Annotated in this window: 21 protein-coding genes; 11 read left to right on the top strand and 10 right to left on the bottom strand. The window is 71.4% G+C overall.

The genetic code is table 11. The annotated features are described in order from the left end of the window. Positions 1-41: 41 nt before the first annotated feature. The 7 genes from HD601_RS18335 (at position 42) to HD601_RS18305 (ending at position 5,335) form a co-directional block, all read left to right on the top strand. Entirely contained in the window at positions 42-707 is a 666-nt protein-coding gene (locus tag HD601_RS18335) for a TetR/AcrR family transcriptional regulator (protein WP_184824249.1), read from the top strand. A gap of 109 nt (positions 708-816) precedes the next feature. After that, on the top strand, positions 817-1,275 hold the full coding sequence (locus tag HD601_RS18330; protein WP_184824247.1) for a helix-turn-helix transcriptional regulator: 459 nt from the start codon (positions 817-819) through the stop codon (positions 1,273-1,275). Between the two features lie 5 nt (positions 1,276-1,280). Beyond that, a complete protein-coding gene (locus HD601_RS18325; RefSeq protein ID WP_184824245.1) occupies positions 1,281-1,691 on the top strand; it encodes a VOC family protein in 411 nt (136 codons plus the stop codon). A gap of 29 nt (positions 1,692-1,720) precedes the next feature. After that, complete coding sequence (locus tag HD601_RS18320; RefSeq protein ID WP_184824243.1) at positions 1,721-4,090, top strand: ATP-binding cassette domain-containing protein; 2,370 nt, start codon at positions 1,721-1,723, stop codon at positions 4,088-4,090. A 159-nt stretch (positions 4,091-4,249) separates the two neighbouring features. Then, positions 4,250-4,636: a VOC family protein gene (locus HD601_RS18315; protein ID WP_184824241.1), complete on the top strand. Its 387-nt coding sequence runs from the start codon at positions 4,250-4,252 to the stop codon at positions 4,634-4,636. 79 nt (positions 4,637-4,715) lie between these two features. Continuing rightward, positions 4,716-4,946: an AbrB/MazE/SpoVT family DNA-binding domain-containing protein gene (locus tag HD601_RS18310; protein WP_184830029.1), complete on the top strand. Its 231-nt coding sequence runs from the start codon at positions 4,716-4,718 to the stop codon at positions 4,944-4,946. Further along, a complete protein-coding gene (locus tag HD601_RS18305; protein ID WP_184824239.1) occupies positions 4,943-5,335 on the top strand; it encodes a type II toxin-antitoxin system VapC family toxin in 393 nt (130 codons plus the stop codon). The genes HD601_RS18310 and HD601_RS18305 overlap by 4 nt, the downstream gene beginning before the upstream one ends. Before the next feature lie 145 nt (positions 5,336-5,480). On the opposite strand, the gene HD601_RS18300 is transcribed toward HD601_RS18305, so the two are convergent. From HD601_RS18300 to HD601_RS18285, 4 genes are read right to left on the bottom strand one after another with little or no spacing between them, the layout of a single operon-like run. Continuing rightward, on the bottom strand, positions 5,481-6,008 hold the full coding sequence (locus tag HD601_RS18300; RefSeq protein WP_184824238.1) for a hypothetical protein: 528 nt from the start codon (positions 6,006-6,008) through the stop codon (positions 5,481-5,483). A gap of 55 nt (positions 6,009-6,063) precedes the next feature. Further along, positions 6,064-6,615: a hypothetical protein gene (locus HD601_RS18295; RefSeq protein ID WP_184824236.1), complete on the bottom strand. Its 552-nt coding sequence runs from the start codon at positions 6,613-6,615 to the stop codon at positions 6,064-6,066. Further along, positions 6,600-7,169 (bottom strand): hypothetical protein, encoded by a 570-nt coding sequence (locus tag HD601_RS18290; protein ID WP_184824234.1) that lies wholly within the window; start codon positions 7,167-7,169, stop codon positions 6,600-6,602. The genes HD601_RS18295 and HD601_RS18290 overlap by 16 nt, the downstream gene beginning before the upstream one ends. Positions 7,170-7,227: 58 nt before the next feature. Next, complete coding sequence (locus HD601_RS18285; RefSeq protein WP_246401510.1) at positions 7,228-7,515, bottom strand: winged helix-turn-helix transcriptional regulator; 288 nt, start codon at positions 7,513-7,515, stop codon at positions 7,228-7,230. Between the two features lie 139 nt (positions 7,516-7,654). Here HD601_RS18285 and HD601_RS18280 point away from each other — a divergent pair, with 139 nt between their 5' ends. Beyond that, complete coding sequence (locus HD601_RS18280; protein WP_184824232.1) at positions 7,655-8,533, top strand: NAD(P)-dependent oxidoreductase; 879 nt, start codon at positions 7,655-7,657, stop codon at positions 8,531-8,533. Here the strand turns inward: HD601_RS18280 and HD601_RS18275 are convergent. Next, positions 8,520-9,038, bottom strand: coding sequence for a DNA-binding protein (locus HD601_RS18275; protein WP_184824230.1), 519 nt, complete (start codon positions 9,036-9,038; stop codon positions 8,520-8,522). The genes HD601_RS18280 and HD601_RS18275 overlap by 14 nt on opposite strands. Before the next feature lie 222 nt (positions 9,039-9,260). Here HD601_RS18275 and HD601_RS18270 point away from each other — a divergent pair, with 222 nt between their 5' ends. Then, entirely contained in the window at positions 9,261-11,066 is a 1,806-nt protein-coding gene (locus HD601_RS18270; protein WP_184824228.1) for a VWA domain-containing protein, read from the top strand. On the opposite strand, the gene HD601_RS18265 is transcribed toward HD601_RS18270, so the two are convergent. The 5 genes from HD601_RS18265 to HD601_RS18245 all read right to left on the bottom strand — a co-directional run bounded on the left by HD601_RS18265 (position 11,050) and on the right by HD601_RS18245 (position 17,337). Next, positions 11,050-12,162: a protein kinase domain-containing protein gene (locus HD601_RS18265; RefSeq protein ID WP_184824226.1), complete on the bottom strand. Its 1,113-nt coding sequence runs from the start codon at positions 12,160-12,162 to the stop codon at positions 11,050-11,052. The genes HD601_RS18270 and HD601_RS18265 overlap by 17 nt on opposite strands. Before the next feature lie 5 nt (positions 12,163-12,167). After that, positions 12,168-13,616: an NADP-dependent phosphogluconate dehydrogenase gene (gene gndA, locus HD601_RS18260; RefSeq protein WP_184824224.1), complete on the bottom strand. Its 1,449-nt coding sequence runs from the start codon at positions 13,614-13,616 to the stop codon at positions 12,168-12,170. A 111-nt stretch (positions 13,617-13,727) separates the two neighbouring features. Continuing rightward, positions 13,728-14,984: an arginine deiminase gene (locus tag HD601_RS18255; protein ID WP_184824222.1), complete on the bottom strand. Its 1,257-nt coding sequence runs from the start codon at positions 14,982-14,984 to the stop codon at positions 13,728-13,730. A gap of 29 nt (positions 14,985-15,013) precedes the next feature. Continuing rightward, positions 15,014-16,441 carry a basic amino acid/polyamine antiporter gene (locus HD601_RS18250; protein WP_184824220.1) on the bottom strand — a complete coding sequence of 476 codons (1,428 nt, stop codon included), beginning with the start codon at positions 16,439-16,441 and terminating at the stop codon, positions 15,014-15,016. A gap of 107 nt (positions 16,442-16,548) precedes the next feature. Continuing rightward, entirely contained in the window at positions 16,549-17,337 is a 789-nt protein-coding gene (locus HD601_RS18245) for a TetR/AcrR family transcriptional regulator (protein WP_184824218.1), read from the bottom strand. 109 nt (positions 17,338-17,446) lie between these two features. Between HD601_RS18245 and HD601_RS18240 the strand changes: the two genes are divergently transcribed. Both HD601_RS18240 and HD601_RS18235 read left to right on the top strand, forming a co-directional pair. Further along, positions 17,447-18,424 carry an ATP-binding cassette domain-containing protein gene (locus HD601_RS18240; protein WP_184824216.1) on the top strand — a complete coding sequence of 326 codons (978 nt, stop codon included), beginning with the start codon at positions 17,447-17,449 and terminating at the stop codon, positions 18,422-18,424. 95 nt (positions 18,425-18,519) lie between these two features. Next, entirely contained in the window at positions 18,520-19,275 is a 756-nt protein-coding gene (locus HD601_RS18235; RefSeq protein WP_184830027.1) for an ABC transporter permease, read from the top strand. The last annotated feature ends 31 nt before the right edge of the window (positions 19,276-19,306 follow it).

Here is a 19,306-nt window from a genome sequence, read left to right as displayed (position 1 = left end):
AGTTAATGCAATGATGTTGCACTATCAAGCGGGAGTGGTGAATGGGCTTCGAACGGGCCAGGCGGCCGGAGCACAAGGCGATCCGGCGCGCCCAGATCCTCGACGCGACCCACGAGCTCATCGCCGAGCAGGGCGTTCGTGGACTCACGCTGGCGACCATCGGGGAGCGGGTGGGCCTGGCGGCGTCGACGGTGGCCCGGCAGTTCCACAGCCGCGACGACCTCTTCGTCACGCTGACCGAGCGCGAGTGGGGCCGCTTCGACGAGCTGGTCCGCCGGGGCCTGGGGGAGCGGCCCGAGGACATCGCCGGCGCGTTCGTCCGGGCACTCGTCGGGCTGCCGGTCCTGTGCGAGCTGGGCGCGTACATGCCGGCGGCGCAGCAGTTCGAGCTCGCCGACGAGGTGGTCCGCAGCTACCGGCGCACGACGCTGGCGCATGTGCGCGGGCTGGCCGAGGCCGTCCACGCGGCCGACCGGCGGATCAGCGTCGAGCGCGGTCGCGGCCTGGTCGCCACCGCCGTCGTCATGGCGGCCGGCACCTGGACCAGCTCGAACCCGGGCCGCGCCCGCGACCCGTTCCACGCGAACAGCCCGGACCTCGACGACGAGCCGTTCGACTTCGAGGTGCTGCTGCGGTCGGTGCTGGAGGCCGTCGTCGCCGGGTTCCGCCAGCGGCCACCGGCCGAGTCGGGCGCGACCGCAGGCTGACCCCGTCCCGCACCGGTCAGGATTCGAGAAGCGCCCGGCGGGGGAGCCGCCGCACGATCGGGACATGACGAGACACCTGGCTCCGCACGATCGGCGTACGATTCGGGACATGACCAGCCGGCCGACCGAGGACCAGCGGCTCAGCGACCTCGCGCGCCTGCGCCGGGTCCGCGACCGCATGGACCGCGAGTACGCGCAGCCGCTGGACGTCGAGGCGCTCGCCCGCGGTGTGCACATGTCGTCGGGCCACCTGAGCCGCGAGTTCAAGCGGGTCTTCGGCGAGTCGCCGTACTCCTATCTCATGACCAGGCGCATCGAGCGGGCCATGGCGCTGCTGCGGCGCGGCGACCTCAGCGTCACCGAGGTCTGCTTCGAGGTCGGCTGTTCGTCACTGGGGACGTTCAGCACCCGGTTCACCGAGCTGGTCGGGGTGCCGCCGAGCACCTACCGCGAGCAGATGGCCGGCGAGACCGCCGAGATGCCGCCCTGCCTGGCCAAGCAGGTGACGCGCCCATTGCGCCACCGCGAGCCGAATCGTGCCGCGCGCGCGGAGGCGCAACTAGCCTGACCGCCATGGACATCCGCATCTACCACGCGTTCCTCCCGCACACCGACGCCGAGGCCGCCATCGCGTTCTACCGCGACCTGATGGGCTTCGAGGTGCTCAACGACGTCGACTACGAGGGGATGCACTGGATCACGGTCGGCTCGCCGGACCAGCCGGGCACCACGATCGTGCTGCACCCGCCCGCCGTCGACCCCGGCATCACCGACGACGAGCGCCGGGTGATCCTCGAGCTGATCGCCAAGGGCAGCTTCGGCGCGGTCACGCTGGCCACGCACGACCTCGACGGCCTGTTCGAGCGGCTCGAGGCCGGCGGCGCCGACATCGTCCAGGAGCCGACGGACCAGCCGTACGGCGTGCGCGACGCCGCCGTCCGCGACCCGTCCGGCAACCTGATCCGCATCAACCACCTGAACTGACGAACGACGCGAGACCGGACGGAGACACGATGAGCAAGCCCACGGGGGCGCAGCACGCCGCTGACAGCCACGACCTGATCCGCGTGCAGGGGGCGCGCGAGAACAACCTCAAGGACGTCAGCATCGAGATCCCGAAGCGCCGCCTGACGGTGTTCACCGGCGTCTCGGGGTCGGGGAAGAGCTCGCTGGTGTTCGACACCATCGCGGCAGAATCGCAGCGGCTCATCAACGAGACCTACAGCGCGTTCGTGCAGGGCTTCATGCCGTCGCTGGCGCGGCCCGAGGTCGACGTCCTCGAGGGGCTGACGACGGCGATCATCGTCGACCAGGAGCGCATGGGCGCGAACCCGCGCTCGACCGTCGGCACCGTCACCGACGCCAACGCGATGCTGCGCATCCTGTTCAGCCGGCTGGGGGAGCCGCACGTGGGGCCGCCGCCCGCGTTCTCGTTCAACGTGCCGGCACGCAAGGCCAGCGGCGTCATGACCTCGGCGACGGGCGAGAAGACCATCGTCCGCGACGCGATCTACCACGGCGGCATGTGCCCGCGCTGCGAGGGCCGCGGCTCCATCTCCGACGTCGACCTCTCGCAGCTCTACGACGACACCAAGTCGCTGAACGAGGGCCCGTTCACGATCCCCGGCTACAACGCCGACGGGTGGAACGTGCGGATCTTCGCGGCCTCCGGGTTCTTCGACCCGGACAAGCCGATCAAGGACTACACCGAGAAGGAGCTCGACGACCTCCTGTACAAGAAGGCGACGAAGGTCAAGTTCGAGAACATGAACCTGACCTACGAGGGCCTGATCCTGCGGATCCAGAAGTCGTTCCTGTCCAAGGACGTCGACTCCCTGCAGCCGCACATCCGCGCGTTCGTCGAGCGGGTCGCCACGTTCACCGCGTGCCCCGAGTGCGGCGGCACCCGGCTCAGCGAGTCGGCGCTGTCGTCGAAGGTCAAGGGCATCAACATCGCCGAGGCCTGCGCCATGCAGATCACCGACCTCGCCGCGTGGATCCGCGGCCTCGACGAGCCGTCCGTCGCGCCGCTGCTGTCGGCGCTGGGCGAGAACCTCGACTCGTTCGTGCAGCTCGGCCTCGGCTACCTCAGCCTCGAGCGTCCGTCCGGCACGCTCTCCGGCGGCGAGGCGCAGCGCATCAAGATGCTGCGCCACCTCGGGTCGTCGCTCACCGACGTCACCTACGTGTTCGACGAGCCCACCGTCGGCCTGCACCCGCACGACATCCAGCGGATGAACGACCTGCTGATCCAGCTCCGCGACAAGGGCAACACCGTCCTCGTCGTCGAGCACAAGCCGGAGGCCATCGCCGTCGCCGATCATGTGGTCGACCTCGGGCCGGGGGCGGGCTCCGGCGGTGGGGAAGTGGTCTTCGAGGGCTCCGTCGACGACCTGCGCAAGACCGACACCGTCACCGGGCGGCACCTGGACGACCGCGCGGCGCTGAAGCCGTCGGTGCGCACGGCTTCGGGGGCGCTGTCGGTGCGGGGTGCCACCATGCACAACCTCCAGGACGTCGACGTCGACATCCCGCTCGGCGTGCTGGTGGTCGTCACCGGCGTCGCGGGCTCGGGCAAGAGCTCGCTGATCCACGGCTCGGTCTCCAAACGCGACGGCGTCGTGGCCATCGACCAGAGCGCGATCAAGGGGTCGCGGCGCAGCAACCCCGCCACCTACTCCGGGCTGCTCGAGCCGATCCGCAAGGCGTTCGCGAAGGCCAACGGCGTCAAGCCGGCCCTGTTCAGCGCCAACTCCGAGGGCGCCTGCCCGACCTGCAACGGCGCCGGCGTCATCTACACCGAGCTCGGCTTCATGGACACCGTCGCCACCCCGTGTGAGGACTGCGGTGGAAAGCGGTTCCAGGCCGCGGTGCTCGAGTACGAGCTGGGCGGGCTGAACATCGCCGAGGTGCTCGACCTGCCCGTGGCCGAGGCGCACGCGTTCTTCGCCGACGGTGCGGGAAAGGTGCCCGCGGCGGCGGCCATCCTGTCCCGCCTCGAGGACGTCGGTCTCGGTTATGTCAACCTGGGGCAGCCGCTGACGACGCTGTCGGGCGGGGAGCGGCAGCGGCTCAAGCTGGCCGCGAGCCTGGGGGGCGGCGACGGTGTCGTCTATGTGCTGGACGAGCCGACGACCGGCCTGCACCTGGCCGACGTCGAGCAGCTGCTCGGGCTGCTGGACCGGCTGGTCGACTCCGGGAAGTCGGTCATCGTCATCGAACACCACCAGGCGGTCATGGCGCACGCCGACTGGATCATCGACCTCGGCCCGGGCGCCGGTCACGACGGCGGCAGGATCGTCTTCGAGGGGTCGCCGGCGGACCTGGTGGCCGCTCGTTCGACGCTGACGGGGGAGCACCTCGCGGAGTACGTGGCCGGCTGAGCTCCCGTCGGCCACTCGGCCCCCGATGGCGGGTGGTTTGGTGGCGCTATGGCACCACCAAACCACCCGCCATCGAGTCGGTCAGGAATCGAGAAGCCCCAGTGGCGCGCGCGGCCGTAGCGTGACGAGTACCGACATCGTCAATGCAAGGAGATCATCATGTCGCTGCAGGTGAGCGTCGTCATGCTCGGCGTGGAGGACATCGACCGCGCCAAGAAGTTCTACGTCGACGGCATGGGCGCCGAGCTCGAGCAGGACCAGCCGGGATTCGTGCTGTGCCGGCTGGGCGGGGCGACGAAGCTGGCGCTGTACCGCTGGGAGGCGGTGGCAGGTGACGCCGGCGTGAAGGCCGAGGGCTCCGGCTTCCGCCGGTTCTCGCTGCACTACATCGCCGACACCCGCGAGGAGGTCGACGAGGTCTTCGCGGCCGCCGTCGCAGCCGGGGCCACCGTGCTCAAGCCGGCCGAGGCCGCCCAGTGGGGCGGCTACTCCGGCACGTTCAGCGACCCGGACGGCCACCTCTGGAAGGCCGCCACGAACGCCTGACCGGCTTGCTCGGCTTGCTCGGGCAGCATCGCTTCCTTACCATGGTGTAAGGAGGCGATGCTGAGTGTTCTCTGCGACCATGACCAGCAAGGGACAGATCACCATTCCGAAGCAGGTTCGTGTGGAGCTGGGTCTGATGACAGGCACTCGCGTGACGTTCACCAAGAACGAGGACGGTGACTACGTGCTCAGCCGGCGGGCGCGCAGCGTCAAGGAGCTCAAGGGGCGGCTGCGGTATGACGGCGAGCCGAAGACCCTGGACGAGATGGACGCCGGCATCGCGAGCGGCGCGGCCGAGTCGCTCGGATGATCGGTGTCGACACCAACGTCCTGGTGCGCTATCTGACGCAGGACGACCCGGCTCAGGCGCGGATCGCCACCAGGGTGATCGAGAGCCTGACCGTCAGGCAGCCCGGCTATCTGGGCCTCGTCACCCTGGCCGAGACCTCCTGGGTGCTACAGCGCTCGTACGGCTTCGACGCGAGCGAGGTCACTCGAGTGCTGAGCGACGTGGTGAGCGCCGACGAGTTCGTCGTCGAGAATCCCGCGGTGGTCGGCCAGGCGCTGGATGCAGCAGCCGCCGGAGCCGACTTTGCTGATGCGCTCATCGCTGAGACGGCACGCCAGGCGGGTTGCGACCACACCGTGACGTTCGATCGCCGTGCGGCCAAGCTGGCTGGTGTGCGGCTGCTCGCCTAACGCCGATAATGCACATTATGTCAACTAAACGAGATGAGGGCCCAGACGAGGCGACGCCAGGTCCTCCCCCCGAAAGGAAGACATCCGGCGTCGCTTCGGTGTGTCGTGTGTTCCACCGCGCGTTGACGGCGGCCGAGGCCCGCGATCAGCTGAGCGCGCAGCGCGGTCCGACGCAGATGGTGACCTCCATGCGCGACGCAAGCCGGTAGGACCGGCCGCCCTCGGTGTAGGCGATCTCGACGCCCTTGATACTGGACCGCCCCTGATGGGCCGGCTGCAGGCCCACGGCGAGGTCGTAGTCGCGGCCCGGCGGCACCCGAGCCCCGACGGCGTCGACCCGCCGGCTCCAGGCGGGACGCAGATGCTGGCTTTGCTCACCGGTGAGGTCGGGCGGGAAGGGGCCGCCGATGACGAAGCGCCCCGGCAACACGAGCGCCGCTTCCAACGTGATGCCGTCGGGGTCGAGCAGACGGACGTGGTCGACCGTGATGGTCCCCGGTCCGAGATTGGGCAGCGGGTAGCTGATCGTCACCGGCCCGCCGTCCGGAGACCGTACGCCCACCAGGTTGCCCGACCCACCCAGCGGGCCGGCCGCTACGGTGCCCGCGGCGCAGACAGCCGCGGCGGCCACGACGCCGGTGAGCAGGAGCCGTCGAACCCAGCGAGGTGGCACCTGCCCAGCCTAGCGTGGCACGTGCATTGCAAGAACCTATACCGGCTCCGGCGGCTCAGCTGAAGCCGCAGGCCGACGACCCGGCGCGGACCGTGACGCTGAGCAGTGACGTCACCAGGTAGGACCGACCGCCCTCGGAGTAGGCGATCTCGACCCCGTCGATGCTCGACTCCCCTGGGCCCGACGGCCGCAGCCCGACCACTAGGTCGTGGCCGAATCCGGGCGGGACCAGCGCGCCGACGGCGTCGACCCGCTGCTCCCAAGCGGGCAGCAGTTCCGGAAACGCGTCGGCGCTGGTGAAGTCCGGCGGGTACGGGCCGCCCATGACGAACCGCCCGGGCACCACGTGCGCGGCTTCCAGGGTCAGGCCTTCGGGATCGACCAGCCGGACGTGGTCGATGGTGACGATTCCCGGTCCGCTGTTGGGCAACGGGTAGCTCGCCGTCACCGGGCCGCCCGTGGGCGACGGCGCGCACAGTCCCCCGCCTCCGGCGGCCTCCGACAGCGGACCGGCGGCGACGGTGCCGGCGGCGCAGAGAGCCGCCGCGGCCACGACGCCGGCCAGCAGAAGGCGCCGCTCCCAGGCCGAGGTCAACGCTCCGCCCATGCCTCACAGGCCTGCACATCAGGCCCGAGCATGATGTCCCCGTCCATGACGACGCGATGGGAGCGGCCGCCGTCGACGTAGGTGACGTCGAAGCCGCGCAGCGTGGCCGGCCGGTCCTCCGTCGTCCGGCGGACGCCGAAGATCAGCGCGCGGACCTCGCCTGCCGGGATCTGCGCGCCGACCGCCGGGAGCCGCTGCGCCCACTCGTCCGCGAGCTCGGGAGAACCGTCGGCCGGGTCGAACGACGGCGGGTGCGGCCCGAAGTCCATCCCGAGGCTGCCGCCGCCGGGCACCTGATGGTTGGCCATGAGCGAGGCCTCGACCACTGCCACGCCGACCGGCTCGCGGAGTGCCACATGAGTGAGGGTGACCGTGCCCGGGCCATGATTGGGGAGCCACTGCCCCACCGTAGCCAGGCCGTCGTCCGGCCACGGCATGCAGATCCAGGCGCCCGCCGCCGTGACCGGACCGGCCGAGACCGTGCCGCTGGCACACAGAGCGGCAGCCGCAGCTGCCGCCGTCGCCCACGCCCATCGACCCCAGTTGCGTGGCACGGCGTCCTCCGCTCCCCCGAGATGGCACCAGCCTAATGGCCAGGTGCATTGCGGGGAACTACTCGAACGGGATCGACTCGATGCGCTCCATGTTGTCCTCGCCCCACTCGCCCAGCGGCGCGAGCGCGTCGTTGAGCGAGCGGCCGAAGTCGGTCAGCGAGTACTCGACCTTCGGCGGGATCTGCTGGTACACCTCGCGGTGCAGGAGCCCGGCGGTCTGCAGCTCCTTCAGCTGCAGGATGAGCATCCGCTCACTGATGCCACCCACCGTCCGGCGCAGCTCGCCGAAGCGCAGCGGGCCGTCCTGGAGCGCGAACAGGATGAGGCCCTTCCATTTGCCGCCCATGACGGCGACCGCGGCGTCGAGCCCGGAGGTGAAGTTGCGCTGAGTCACGGCTTTGACCTCTTGACATACAGAACTGTGGGTACCGAACAGAAGTGTAGGTACTTGCGCACAGGCAAGTATAGAACACAGCATCGTGCCCATGACCGACCACCAGCCCGCGCCCGTCACCGTCCTCGGACTCGGCTCGATGGGCAGCGCGCTCGCCCGCGCGTTCCTCGCCGCCGGCCACCCGACGACGGTCTGGAACCGTACCCCGTCGAAGGCCGCTCCCCTGGTCGCCGAAGGCGCCCGCCACACCACCGCCGTCGACGACGCCGTCGCCGCCAGTCCGCTCGTGATCGCCTGCCTGACCGGCTATGACGACACCCGCGCGGTGCTGGAGTCGACGACGGCGTCCTGGGCCGGTCGCGTGCTGGTCACCCTGAACAGCGGCACCCCGACCGGCGCTCGAGGCATGGCCGCCTGGGCGGCCGAGCAGGGCATCCGGTTCCTCGACGGCGCGGTCAAGGACGTGCCCGACGCCGTCGGCAAGGCCGGAACCCTGCTCTACTACGCCGGCGACCCCGAGGGGTTCGCCGAGCACGCGGCCACCCTCCGGGCCCTCGGCGGCGACACCGTCCTGCTGGGCGACGAGCCCGACCTCGCCAAGTTCTACGAGTCTGCCGTCGGCGCCACCCTGCTGCCCGCGCTGGTCGGCTTCTTCGCCGGCGCCGCCGCGGCCCGCAACCGCGGGATCCCGGCGAGCGAGCTGGTCCCCTACTCCGTCCGCTGGCTGACGATGATCGGCGAGATCCTGCCCCTGTTCGCGGCGGAGATCGACGCCCGCGACTACAGCGCGGGCGCGTCGTCGGTCGACCTGTTCCTCACCGGCGCGGACTGGGACCTCGAGTTTGCCCGCGATGCCGGGATCGACGACGCCTGGCTACGGCCGCTGCACGACCTGATCCGCAGGGCTGGGGCCGCCGGCCACGGCCCGGACAGCATCGCCGCCCTCACTGAGGTGATCAGGGTGCCGTGACCGGCCCCGCGAGGTGGGCGACGGCGTCGTCGGTGCGGCCGGCGCCGTAGACGCGCAAGAGCTCGGCGATCTCGGGGTGGGCGTCCTCGATCCGCCCGGCCGCCGACAGGTAGTCCGACGCCGACGCGACCCGCCGGAACAGGCTCTGGACCTGTTCGGCGATCTCGCGCGCCGACGTGCGCCGGGTGGTGGCGCCGGTGAGCAACTCCCCCGGCCCGCCCGCGGCCTCGATGCGCGCGATCGCGTCGGCGCCCGCCAACCGGCCGGCGGCGACGGCGTCCGTGGCCTCGACCATGGCGCGCAGCCGTTCGACCGCCGCCGGGTTTCCGATCTTGATCCGCTGCCCGCTCATGACCTGCGACAGCATGGGCGCCGAGATGCCCAGCAATGCCGCCACCCTCCCCTGCGTCAGCCCCAGCGTGGCGCGGCAGCGGTCGACGATCGCCCCCAGCGGTTCGCCGTAGATGTCGCGCTGCGCCGCGCGGTTGGCGTCGACGTCCGCCATGTGCGCCCTCCAACGATTTGCACCCGTGAATCCGCAACCATGTTGACACGCACGGGTTCTCCGGTCCAGACTCACCGTACGTTTGCAACTGCAAATCAGGTCGGGAGTTCGCATGAGAGTCTCGTCGCCGCAGCGGTCGCCGCCTCCGTCATCGCCGTCCTGGTCCCTGCCTCCGCCCAGGCGCAGACCGAGCCGATCGACCCGGCCAGCCGCATGGTCCTGGTGCTCGACTCGTCCGGCTCGATGTCCGAGGCGACGCCCGACGGCACCACGCGCATCGACGCCGCCAAGGACGCGCTGCGCGAGGTCGTCGGCGGTCTCCCCGACGACCAGGAGGTCGGCCTGCGGGTGTACGGCGCCGAGGTGTTCTCGCAGAACGACCCCGGCGCGTGCACCGACTCGCAGCTGATCGTCGAGCCCGGCACAGGCAACCGCGACCAGCTCACCTCGGCGCTCGACGGCTACGAGCCGTACGGGGAGACGCCGATCGGCTACGCGTTGCAGGAGGCCGGCAAGGACCTGGGCACCGAAGGACCCCGCACCATCGTCCTGGTCTCCGACGGCGAGCCGACTTGCGATCCGGACCCGTGCACGGTCGCCACCGAACTGGCCGGCGACGGTGTCGACGTGCGCATCGACGTGGTCGGCCTCGACGTCGACGCCGCGGCCCGCGACAAGCTGCGCTGCATCGCCGAGAACGGCCACGGCACCTACTACGACGCCGCCGACGCCGAAGACCTCGTGCAGTCGCTCGACACCTCGACCACCCGCGCCTCGCGCCCGTTCGACCTCACCGGCACACCGATCAAGGGCGCAGCGACGCCGGACGATGCCCCCACCATCTCCACCGGCCAGTACCTCGACACCTTCCCGCAGGAGGGCAGCCTCTGGTACCGCGTCGAACGGACGGTCCCGAACAGCACCATCCACGTGGGCGTCACCCACCGGAGCATCGCCTTCGGCGCCATGGGTGACTGGGTCAACGTGAGCACCCATCACCCCGGCGACGATCCCGGCTCGCTGGGCTTGTGCGGCGAGCGCTCGTCGTTCCCGCTGGGCACGCTCGGCTACACCTCGGCGACGAGCTGGGTCGAGAACGCGGACAACCCCTGCAACACCGCCGACGTCGTCTACGTCGAGGTCGCGCCACAGAAGGGCGACCTGGCCGCCGAACCGGTCGAAATCGCCGTCTACGAGGAGCCGCCGCTGGCCGACCCGTCCGGCGGCGACCTCTTCCCCCGGCCGCAGGAGCCGGCCTGGACCCCGCTGGAGCCGGGCGAGCCCGTCACCGGAGTCGTCCCCGGCACGTCGATCTCCAACGCGCCGGTGGTCTCCGACGGCACCTACGCGTTCGACATCAACCTGGGCGAGACGCAGGTGGTCGCGATCCCACTCGACTGGGGCCAGAGCCTGCAGGCGCAGTTCGACAGCGCGCTGCCGACGGGTGAGAGTCTGGCCACCCACGGCCCCACTGTCCAGATCTCCGGACCGGTGCGCGACGACGCCAGGGTGGACCTCTTCGGCAGAGAACCCTCCGACTGGACCGACGGGGTGTGGGGCGCATTCCCCGCGGGCACGACGTCCTACCGCATCGGCACCCTGACGCAGACGGTCGGCTACCTCCACCGCAATGGCGGCGCCGGGGCCAGCATCCCGGGCCTGCGGTACGTGCAGGTCTCGTTCGACACGTCGGGCGACCCGATGGAGTACACGCTGACCCTGAAGACCAACGGCACCGCCGGCGAGACCGCGCCCACCTACGCCGACGTCGACGGCCTCACTCCCCCGGCCGCCGATTCGGCCCTGGTCGACGGCGGCAGTGGCGGCTCGGGTGATGAGCAGGTCACGGACCTGCCGACCGACGAGGTGACCGGCGAGCCGGACACCGAGAACCAGGCACTGACCAGCGACGACGGCGACAGCTCCGGCACGCCGTGGCTCACCATCGGACTGGCGGCGGCCGGTGTGCTGGCCCTCGGCGGCGCGGGCGCACTGATGCGCCGGAACCGGGCTACGCCAGCGCCGTGACGACGGCCGCGACCAGCAGCCCGACCCCGAGGACCGCGAGCGCCACCGCCGGCCACGGTGCGCGCCGCGTCGCGGACGGTCCCGGTGCGGGCGCCGACGACGGGGCCGGCTCAGATTCGGGCTCCGGTTCCGCTTCTGGCTGCGGTTCTGGTCCCCGCCCGGTTGGGAGGGGGCCCACCCTACGGGCGGGCACCGACAACTGCGGCGTTACAGGCTCCGACCGCGGCGCCGCGACGGGGCTGGACGACGGTGGCGGTGCGACGGGGACCGGCCCGCCCGGTCCCCAGCCGGGCGGCCAGGGTGGCAGCTGGTCGAAGACCTCGATCGGCTCGCCGGACGGCGCCGGCACGGGCACCGCCTCCAACGCCTCGCGCGCCTCGGCGGCCGAGCCGTACCGATCGGCCGGGTCCGCCGCCAGCAGGCCCGTGACCAGCTCCGCGAACGGCCCGGACGGAACCGGGCCATCGCCGTCGGCACCCGGGCGCCGTCCGGTCAGCAGCTCCACCAGCACGACCCCGCACGAGTAGAGGTCCTGCCGCGGATCGGGGTCGGCACCGCCCAGCACCTCGGGCGCGGAGTAGCCGGGCGTGTGGACGACCTCCGAGTGGTGCGTCAGCCGCGGCTCGTCGGCCCGGACGGCGATGCCGAAGTCAGACAGCCACAGCTCCGGCGCCGCGGTCCCCGTCGCCGAGAGCAGCAGGTTCGACGGCTTCACGTCGCGGTGGACGAGGCCGGCCGCATGCACCGCCGTCAGCGCGTCGAGCAACTGCAGGCCCAGCGTCCGGGCCCACCGGTCCCCCAGCGCCCCGTGGTCGGCCAGCAGCACCGCCACCGATCCGCCGTCGACGAGCGGCATGACGATCAGCACGCGGCCGTCGTCGGCCCACCAGCCGGTAGGGGCGAGGACGTGCGGGTGGTCGACCCGGGTCGAGGACTCGCGGACGAAGCGCAGCAGCGAGGCGCTGTCGGACTGGCGCTGCAGCTTCGCCGCCCGGAAGGCCCGTTCGCGCTGGTCCCAGACCCGCCAGACGTCGCCCATGCCGCCGCGGCCGAGCACGTCGACCAGCTCGAAGCGACCGGCGAACACCTCGCCCACTGCGCTCAGCCCTGCACCTCCGAGCGGTCCTCCGACCAGAGCGTGTGGAACGAACCCTCGCGGTCGACCCGGCGGTAGGTGTGGGCGCCGAAGAAGTCGCGCTGGCCCTGGGTCAGCGCGGCCGGCAGCCGCGGCGCCCGCAGCGCGTCGTAGTAGGCCAGCGCCGTCGAGAAGCCGGGTACCGGGATGCCCAGGCGCGCCGCCGTCGACACCACCGCGCGCCAGGCGTCCTGCGCCGCGCCGATCTCGGCCGCGAACTGCTCGTCGGCGAGCAGGCTCGGCAGCGCCGCGTCCTTGGCGTACGCCGCGGTGATGCGGTCGAGGAAGGCCGCCCGGATGATGCAGCCGCCGCGCCAGATGCCGGCGATGGCGCCGAGGTCGAGCGTCCAGCCGTACTCCGCACCCGCGGCCTGCATCTGGTGGAAGCCCTGCGTGTACGAGACGACCTTGGACGCGTACAGCGCCTGCTCGACCTGCGCGGCGAACCGCTCGGCGTCGTCGGCGTCGAGCGCGCCCACGTCGGCGGGCGACGGGCCGGCCAGCGAGGCGCCGACGGCGCGCAGGTCGGTGTGACCGGACACCGACCGGGCGAAGACGGCCTCGGCGATGCCGCTGACCGGGACGCCGAGGTCGAGGGCGATCTGCACGGTCCAGCGGCCGGTGCCCTTCTGCTCGGCCTGGTCGAGGACGACGTCGACGAACGGCCGGCCGGTGTCGGCGTCGACGTGGGCGAGTACCTCGGCGGTGATCTCGATGAGGTAGGAGTCGAGGCGGCCGGTGTTCCAGCCGCGGAAGATCTCGGCGATCTTGGCCGGCTCGTACCCGGCGGCGTGGCGGAGCAGGTCGTACGCCTCGGCGATGAGCTGCATGTCGGCGTACTCGATGCCGTTGTGCACCATCTTGACGAAGTGCCCGGCGCCGTCGGCGCCGATGTGCGTGCAGCAGGGCGAGCCGTCGGCGGCCTTGGCGGAGATCTTCTCGAGCATCGGGCCGAGCGACTGGTAGGACTCGTCGGAGCCGCCGGGCATGATGCTCGGGCCGTTGAGGGCGCCCTCCTCGCCACCGGAGATGCCGGTGCCGACGAAGTGGATGCCCTGCTCGCGCAGCTTCGCCTCGCGCCGGCGGGTGTCGGCGTAGTGCGCGTTGCCGCCGTCGATGATGACGTCGCCCGGCTCGAGCAGCGGTGCGAACTCGTCGATGACGGCGTCGGTCGGGTCGCCCGCCTTGACCATGATGATCAGCCGGCGCGGCCGCTCGAGCGCGGCGACGAACTCCTCGGCGGTCTCCGCCGGCACGAACGAGCCCTCGGAGCCGAACTGCTCGACGAGGTCGTGCGTGCGGCTCGCGGTGCGGTTGTGCAGCGCGACGGTGTACCCGTTGCGGGCGAAGTTCCGCGCGAGGTTGCGGCCCATGACCGCGAGCCCGGTGACGCCGATCTGTGCCGTTCCAGCCATCAGTGCCGCTCCCTGTCCACGTGCCCGTCGAACCGCGGCGGCCGGCCGCCGCCCAGGCCTCAAGTATTCACCGCTGGACGACGGCGTGAGCAGCCGGTCGGCGGCTCCGGGTCAGACGCCGACGGGGTCGCGGCTCAGCGGGCAGGTCATGCAGTGGCCGCCGCCGCGGCCGCGGCCGAGCTCGGCGCCGACGATCGGGATCACCTCGATGCCGGCCTTGCGCAGCAGCTCGTTGGTCTGGGTGTTGCGGTCGTAGGTGAACACCACGCCGGGCTCGACGGCGACGGCGTTGTTGCCGCTGTCCCACTGCTGGCGCTCGGAGGCGTACGCGTCGCCGCCGGTCTCGACGACTCGCAGCCCGTCCAGGCCGAGGGCAGCGGCGACGACGTCGACCAGCCGAGCGTCTCCCTCGTCGGTGACGTCGACGCCGGGCGCGCGGTCGCCCGGGCGCAGCGTGAACACGTGCAGGGCGTCGACGATGCGCGGGAACACCGTCACCACGTCGACGTCGGCGAAGGTGAACACGGTGTCCAGGTGCATCGCCGCGCGCAGCTTCGGCATGCCGGCGACGATGACCCGCTCGGCGGCGTCCTGCTCGAACAGCGCCGCCGCGACCTGCGTGATGGCGTGCCGCGAGGTCCGCTCGCTCATCCCCATGAGGACCGTGCGGTTGCCGATCGGCATGATGTCGCCGCCCTCGAACGTGGCCCGGCCCCAGCTGCGCTCCGGGTCGCCCCACCACACCGTCGAGTCCGCGTAGCCGGGGTGGAACGTGTAGATCGCCTTGTAGAGCAGGGTCTCGTCGTGCCGGGCCGGCCAGAACAGCGGGTTCATCGTCAGCCCGCCGTACAGCCAGCAGGTCGTGTCGCGGGTGTACAGCGTGTTCGGCAGCGGCGGCATCAGATAGTCGCGCGCCCCGACGGACTCCTGGGCCAGCCCGACGTAGCCGGAGCGGTAGTCGTCGGGCAGGTCGGCCGTCGCCAGGCCGCCGATCAGGAACTCCGCCAGCGCGGCCGGGTCCAGCGACTCCAGGTACTCCCTCGTGGCGTCGACGAAGCCGAGCCCGACCTCGTTGACCGTCACCTTGCGGTCGAGCAGCCACGACCGCGCGCCCGGGATCGCCATGGTCTCGGCCAGCAGGTCGTGCAGTTCGACGACCTCGACGCCGCGGCCGCGCAGCCGTTCGACGAAGTCGAGGTGGTCGCGCTGGGCGGACTCGACCCAGAGGACGTCGTCGAAGAGCAGGTCGTCGGCGTTGGTCGGGGTGAGCCGGCGGTGCGCGAGGCCTGGCCGGCACACCAGCACCTTGCGCAGCCGGCCGACCTCGGAGTGGACGCCGTGCGGCGCGCCCGTGGTCCCGTCGGTCATGGCAGGGTCCTCTCGCTCGGCGGATGGGGTCAGAGACTGATCCAGCCCAGGCTCAGGGCGACGACTCCGACGACGGCGCCGGCGATCGACACGGCCAGGATGAGCAGCTCACCGGGCCCGAACGGCCGTCGTCCCTGCTCGCGGCGGGCCATGACGAACAGCACGGTGGCCGGGGCGTAGACGATGAACGAGACCAGCAGGTACTTCGGTCCGGCGGCGTAGAGCAGGAACGCCGTGTAGAGGGTGGCGAGCAGCGCGACGACGATCTCGCGCGCCGGTCCCCCGGACCGCTCGCCGTCGCGGCCGAGCGCCAGCTTCGCCGCGTACCCCGCCGCCAGCAGGAACGGGATCAGTGTCAGCGCGCTGGTGAGGTTCAGCGCGAAGTTGAACGCGTTCTCGGAGAACGCCGTCACCACGAGCATGACCTGCACGAGCACCGTCGTCAGCAGCAGGGCCGGCCCGGGCACGTCGGCGCCGGTCTTGCGGCCCAGGAAGCGGGGCATGTCGCGGTCGGCCGCGGCGACGAAGAGCACCTCGGCCGCCATCAGCGTCCAGGCCAGGTAGGCGCCGAGGACGGAGATGATCAGGCCGACGCTGACGAACACCTCGCCCCACTGCCCCACCGCCGCCTCGAGCACGCCGGCCATGGAGGGCTGGCGCAGCTCGGCGAGCTCCTCGTTGGGCAGGATCCCGTAGGACACGATGGTCACCGAGGCGAAGATGCTCAGCACCATGGCGAAGCCCAGCAGCGTCGCGCGGCCGACGTCCTCGCGGCGGCGGGCGTGCCGGGAGTAGACGCTGGCGCCCTCGACGCCGAGGAAGACGAACACCGTCGCCAGCATGGTGCCGGTGACCTGGTCGTACAGCGAGCCGAGGTCGCCGCCGCCGCGCCAGTTGTCCGCGAACACCTGCGGGTCCAGGTAGAAGATCGCCAGGATGACGAAGACGATGATCGGGATGACCTTCGCGACGGTCACGATGCGGTTGATCGCCGTGGCCTCCTGCACGCCGCGGCGGATCAGCAGGTAGAACGTCCACAGCCCCACGCTGCTGAGCACGATGGCCAGGACGGTGTCGCCGTCGCCGAGCGCCGGGGCGATGGCGCCCACCGTCGACATGATCAGCACCCAGTAGGTGACGTTGCCGACGCACGCGCTGGCCCAGTACCCGAAGGCGGAGAAGAAGCCGAGGTACTCCCCGAAGCCGGCCTTCGCGTACGCGTACACGCCCGCGTCGAGGTCCGGGCGGCGCAGCGCGAGCGACTGGAAGACGAAGGCGAGCATGAGCATGCCGCTGCCGGCGACGGCCCACGCGACCAGCGCCCCGGCCACACCCGTCTCGCTGCCGAACCGCTGGGGCAACGAGAAGACGCCCGCACCCACCATCGAGCCGACCACCATGGCGGTCAGGGTCGCCAGCGTCACCTTCTGGGCGGTCTGCGCCGTCGTGTCGGCCATCTCGGCCTCCGCCGAAGATCGGCAATAGCGTCGCGGTCACGCTAGCGCAACCCGATCGAGATGATCGGGGAATCGATCACATTGGCACTCGGGTGCCATTCCGAATGTCACCCGGGTGACGCTGCTCCCGTCCGCCGCTCGATGTACCGGGCGATGCCGTCGAGGACCAGGTCGAGACCGAAGGCGAAGTCCTGCCCCAGCCACTCGTCGTCCAGGTCGACCTCGGGGTCGTGGAAGGCGCCCTCGGCGACGATGCGGGCCAGCGTCGGATGCTGGTCGGGGTCGACGAACTCGGTGAGCATGCGGCCGTACGCCTGGTCCCAGGCCTCCTGTGGCGTTCCGGTGCGCGACTCGACGTCGGCCAGGGTGGTGGCCAGCTGGGCGTGGCCGCGCACGTAGCCGCTGAGGACGACCAGGATGGCGAGCATCTCGATGCCGCTCAGGCCGGTGCCGTCGAGGGCGGCCAGCGCCTGCTCCATGCGCTTGATCTGGTGGGGGCCCATGGGCGGCGCGTTGAGCGGGACGTCGAGCGCCCAGCGCCGGCGCCGGTAGATCTCGGCGGTGTCGTTGGCCCACCAGTGCAGCTGGTCGCGCCAGCCGGTGAGCTCCGGCGGCATGTCGGCGATGAAACCGGCGTTCTCGACCATGAGCTCGAGCAGGTCGGTCTTGCTGGGCACGTAGCGGTACAGCGACATCGTCGTGAAGCCGAGCTCGTCGGCGACCCGGCGCATGGAGACCGCCGCCACTCCCTCGGCGTCGGCCACCTCGATGGCGGCCTCGACGATCTGCGGCAGCGACAACGCCGGCTTCGGGCCGCGGGTCGGCGGCTGCAGGGTGCCCCAGAGCAGCTCGAGCGTGCGGTTCGGATCGGCCCGGTGGTTGTCCGTGGCGGCCATGCACTCCCCATCAGTCGAGTCGCGAGTCTGCGCTTGACGCCCATCCTAGAACTGTGTACAACATAAACCAAGCGCTATACATCATAAACAGTTTCTCAGGAGGGTGGCTGTGACCACGAACGACGCGGCGATCGTCGCCGAAGGGCTGCGCAAGCGGTACGGCAGCAGCGACGCACTCGACGGGCTCGACCTCACCGTGCGGCGCGGGGTGGTGCACGGGCTGCTGGGCCCCAACGGCGCCGGCAAGACCACGGCCGTGCGCATCCTGTCCACGCTCCTGCGCTTCGACGGCGGCAGCGCCCGGGTCGCCGGGTACGACGTCGTCGCCGAGGCCGACGAGGTGCGCCGCCGCATCGGCCTCACCGGGCAGTACGCCGCAGTCGACGAGACGCTGTCCGGCCGGCAGAACCTGGTGATGTTCGGCCGGCTGTACCACCTGGGCGCACGGCAGGCGAAGCGGCGGGCCGACGAGCTGCTGGAGCAGTTCGATCTCACCCACGCCGCCGACCGGTCCGGGCGCACCTACTCCGGCGGCATGCGGCGCCGGCTCGACCTCGCGGCCAGCCTCATCCTGGCGCCCGAGGTGCTGTTCCTCGACGAGCCCACCACCGGCCTCGACCCGCGCAGCCGCAACGACGTCTGGGACGCCGTCCGCTCGCTGGTCGCCGGCGGCACGACGGTGCTGCTCACCACCCAGTACCTCGAAGAGGCCGACCAGCTGGCCGGGCGCATCTCCGTCATCGACACCGGCCGGGTGGTCGCCGAGGGCACCGCCGACGAGCTCAAGGCCCGCATCGGCGGCGACCGCATCGAGGTCGTCGTCCGCGATGCCGCCCAGCTGCCGCAGGCTGCCGCCGTCGTCGCCCGCATCGGCACGTCCCCGCCCGAGACCGACGCCGACACCCGCCGGGTCAGTGCCCCCGTCGCCGACCGCATGGCCGCGCTCACCGATGCCGTTCGCGAGCTGCAGGCCGCCGGCGTCGCCGCCGAGGACATCGGCCTGCGCCGGCCCACCCTCGACGAAGCCTTCCTCCACCTCACCGGCCACCGGGCCGAATCCGACGCCGTCAAGGAGTCCGTCTCGTGAGCATCACCTTGCAGCAGCCGCCCGCCCTGATCGCTCCCCCGCCGGCCCGCACTCCCCTGGCGCGACTGCGCTGGACCGCCGCCGACGCCTGGGTGATGACGAAGCGCAACATGGCGCACGTCGTCCGGGCGCCCGAGGAGGTGATCATCTACTTCACCCTGCCGATCATGTTCGTGCTGGTCTTCGGCTACGTGTTCGGCAGCGGCATGGCGATGCCCGGCGGCGGCAACTACCGCGAGTTCCTGCTGCCCGGCGTGTTCGCGATGACCATGCTCTACGGCCTGGGCGCGACGGCGACCGGCGTGGCGTTCGACGTCGACCGCGGCGTGGTCGACCGGTTCCGGTCCATGCCCATGGCGCGGTCGGCGCTGGTGGCAGGGCGCAGCGCCGCCGACCTCATTCGCGCGGTGCTCGAGATGACGACGCTGGTCGTCTGCGGCCTGCTGGTCGGCTGGCAGTGGCACCGCGGCATCGGCAACGCGCTGGCCGCCGTCGGGCTGATCCTGCTGCTGCGCTTCGCCATCACCTGGGTCGGCATCTACCTCGGCCTCGTCGTGCCCAACGCGGACACCGTCGGCGTCATCGTCTTCCCGGCCGCGTTCCCGCTGACGGCGCTGTCGAACGTCTTCGTCGCGCCGGAGCTGATGCCCGGCTGGCTGGGCGCGGTGTCGGAGTGGAACCCGCTGTCGTCGACGGTGGCCGCCACCCGCGAGTTGTTCGGCAACCCGGGCCTCGGCGGCGACTCGTGGGCGGCGCAGCACAGCCTGCTGCTGGCCGTCGCCTGGCCGCTGGTCATCCTGGCGATCTTCGTGCCGCTGTCGATCCGTCGTTACCAGAAGCTCAGCCGATAGCTCCGGGGGCCCGACGGCGGCCGACCCGTTG

The organism is Jiangella mangrovi (assembly GCF_014204975.1).
Taxonomy (GTDB): Bacteria; Actinomycetota; Actinomycetes; order Jiangellales; family Jiangellaceae; genus Jiangella; species Jiangella mangrovi.
This window is presented reverse-complemented; position numbering and strand designations above follow the sequence as displayed.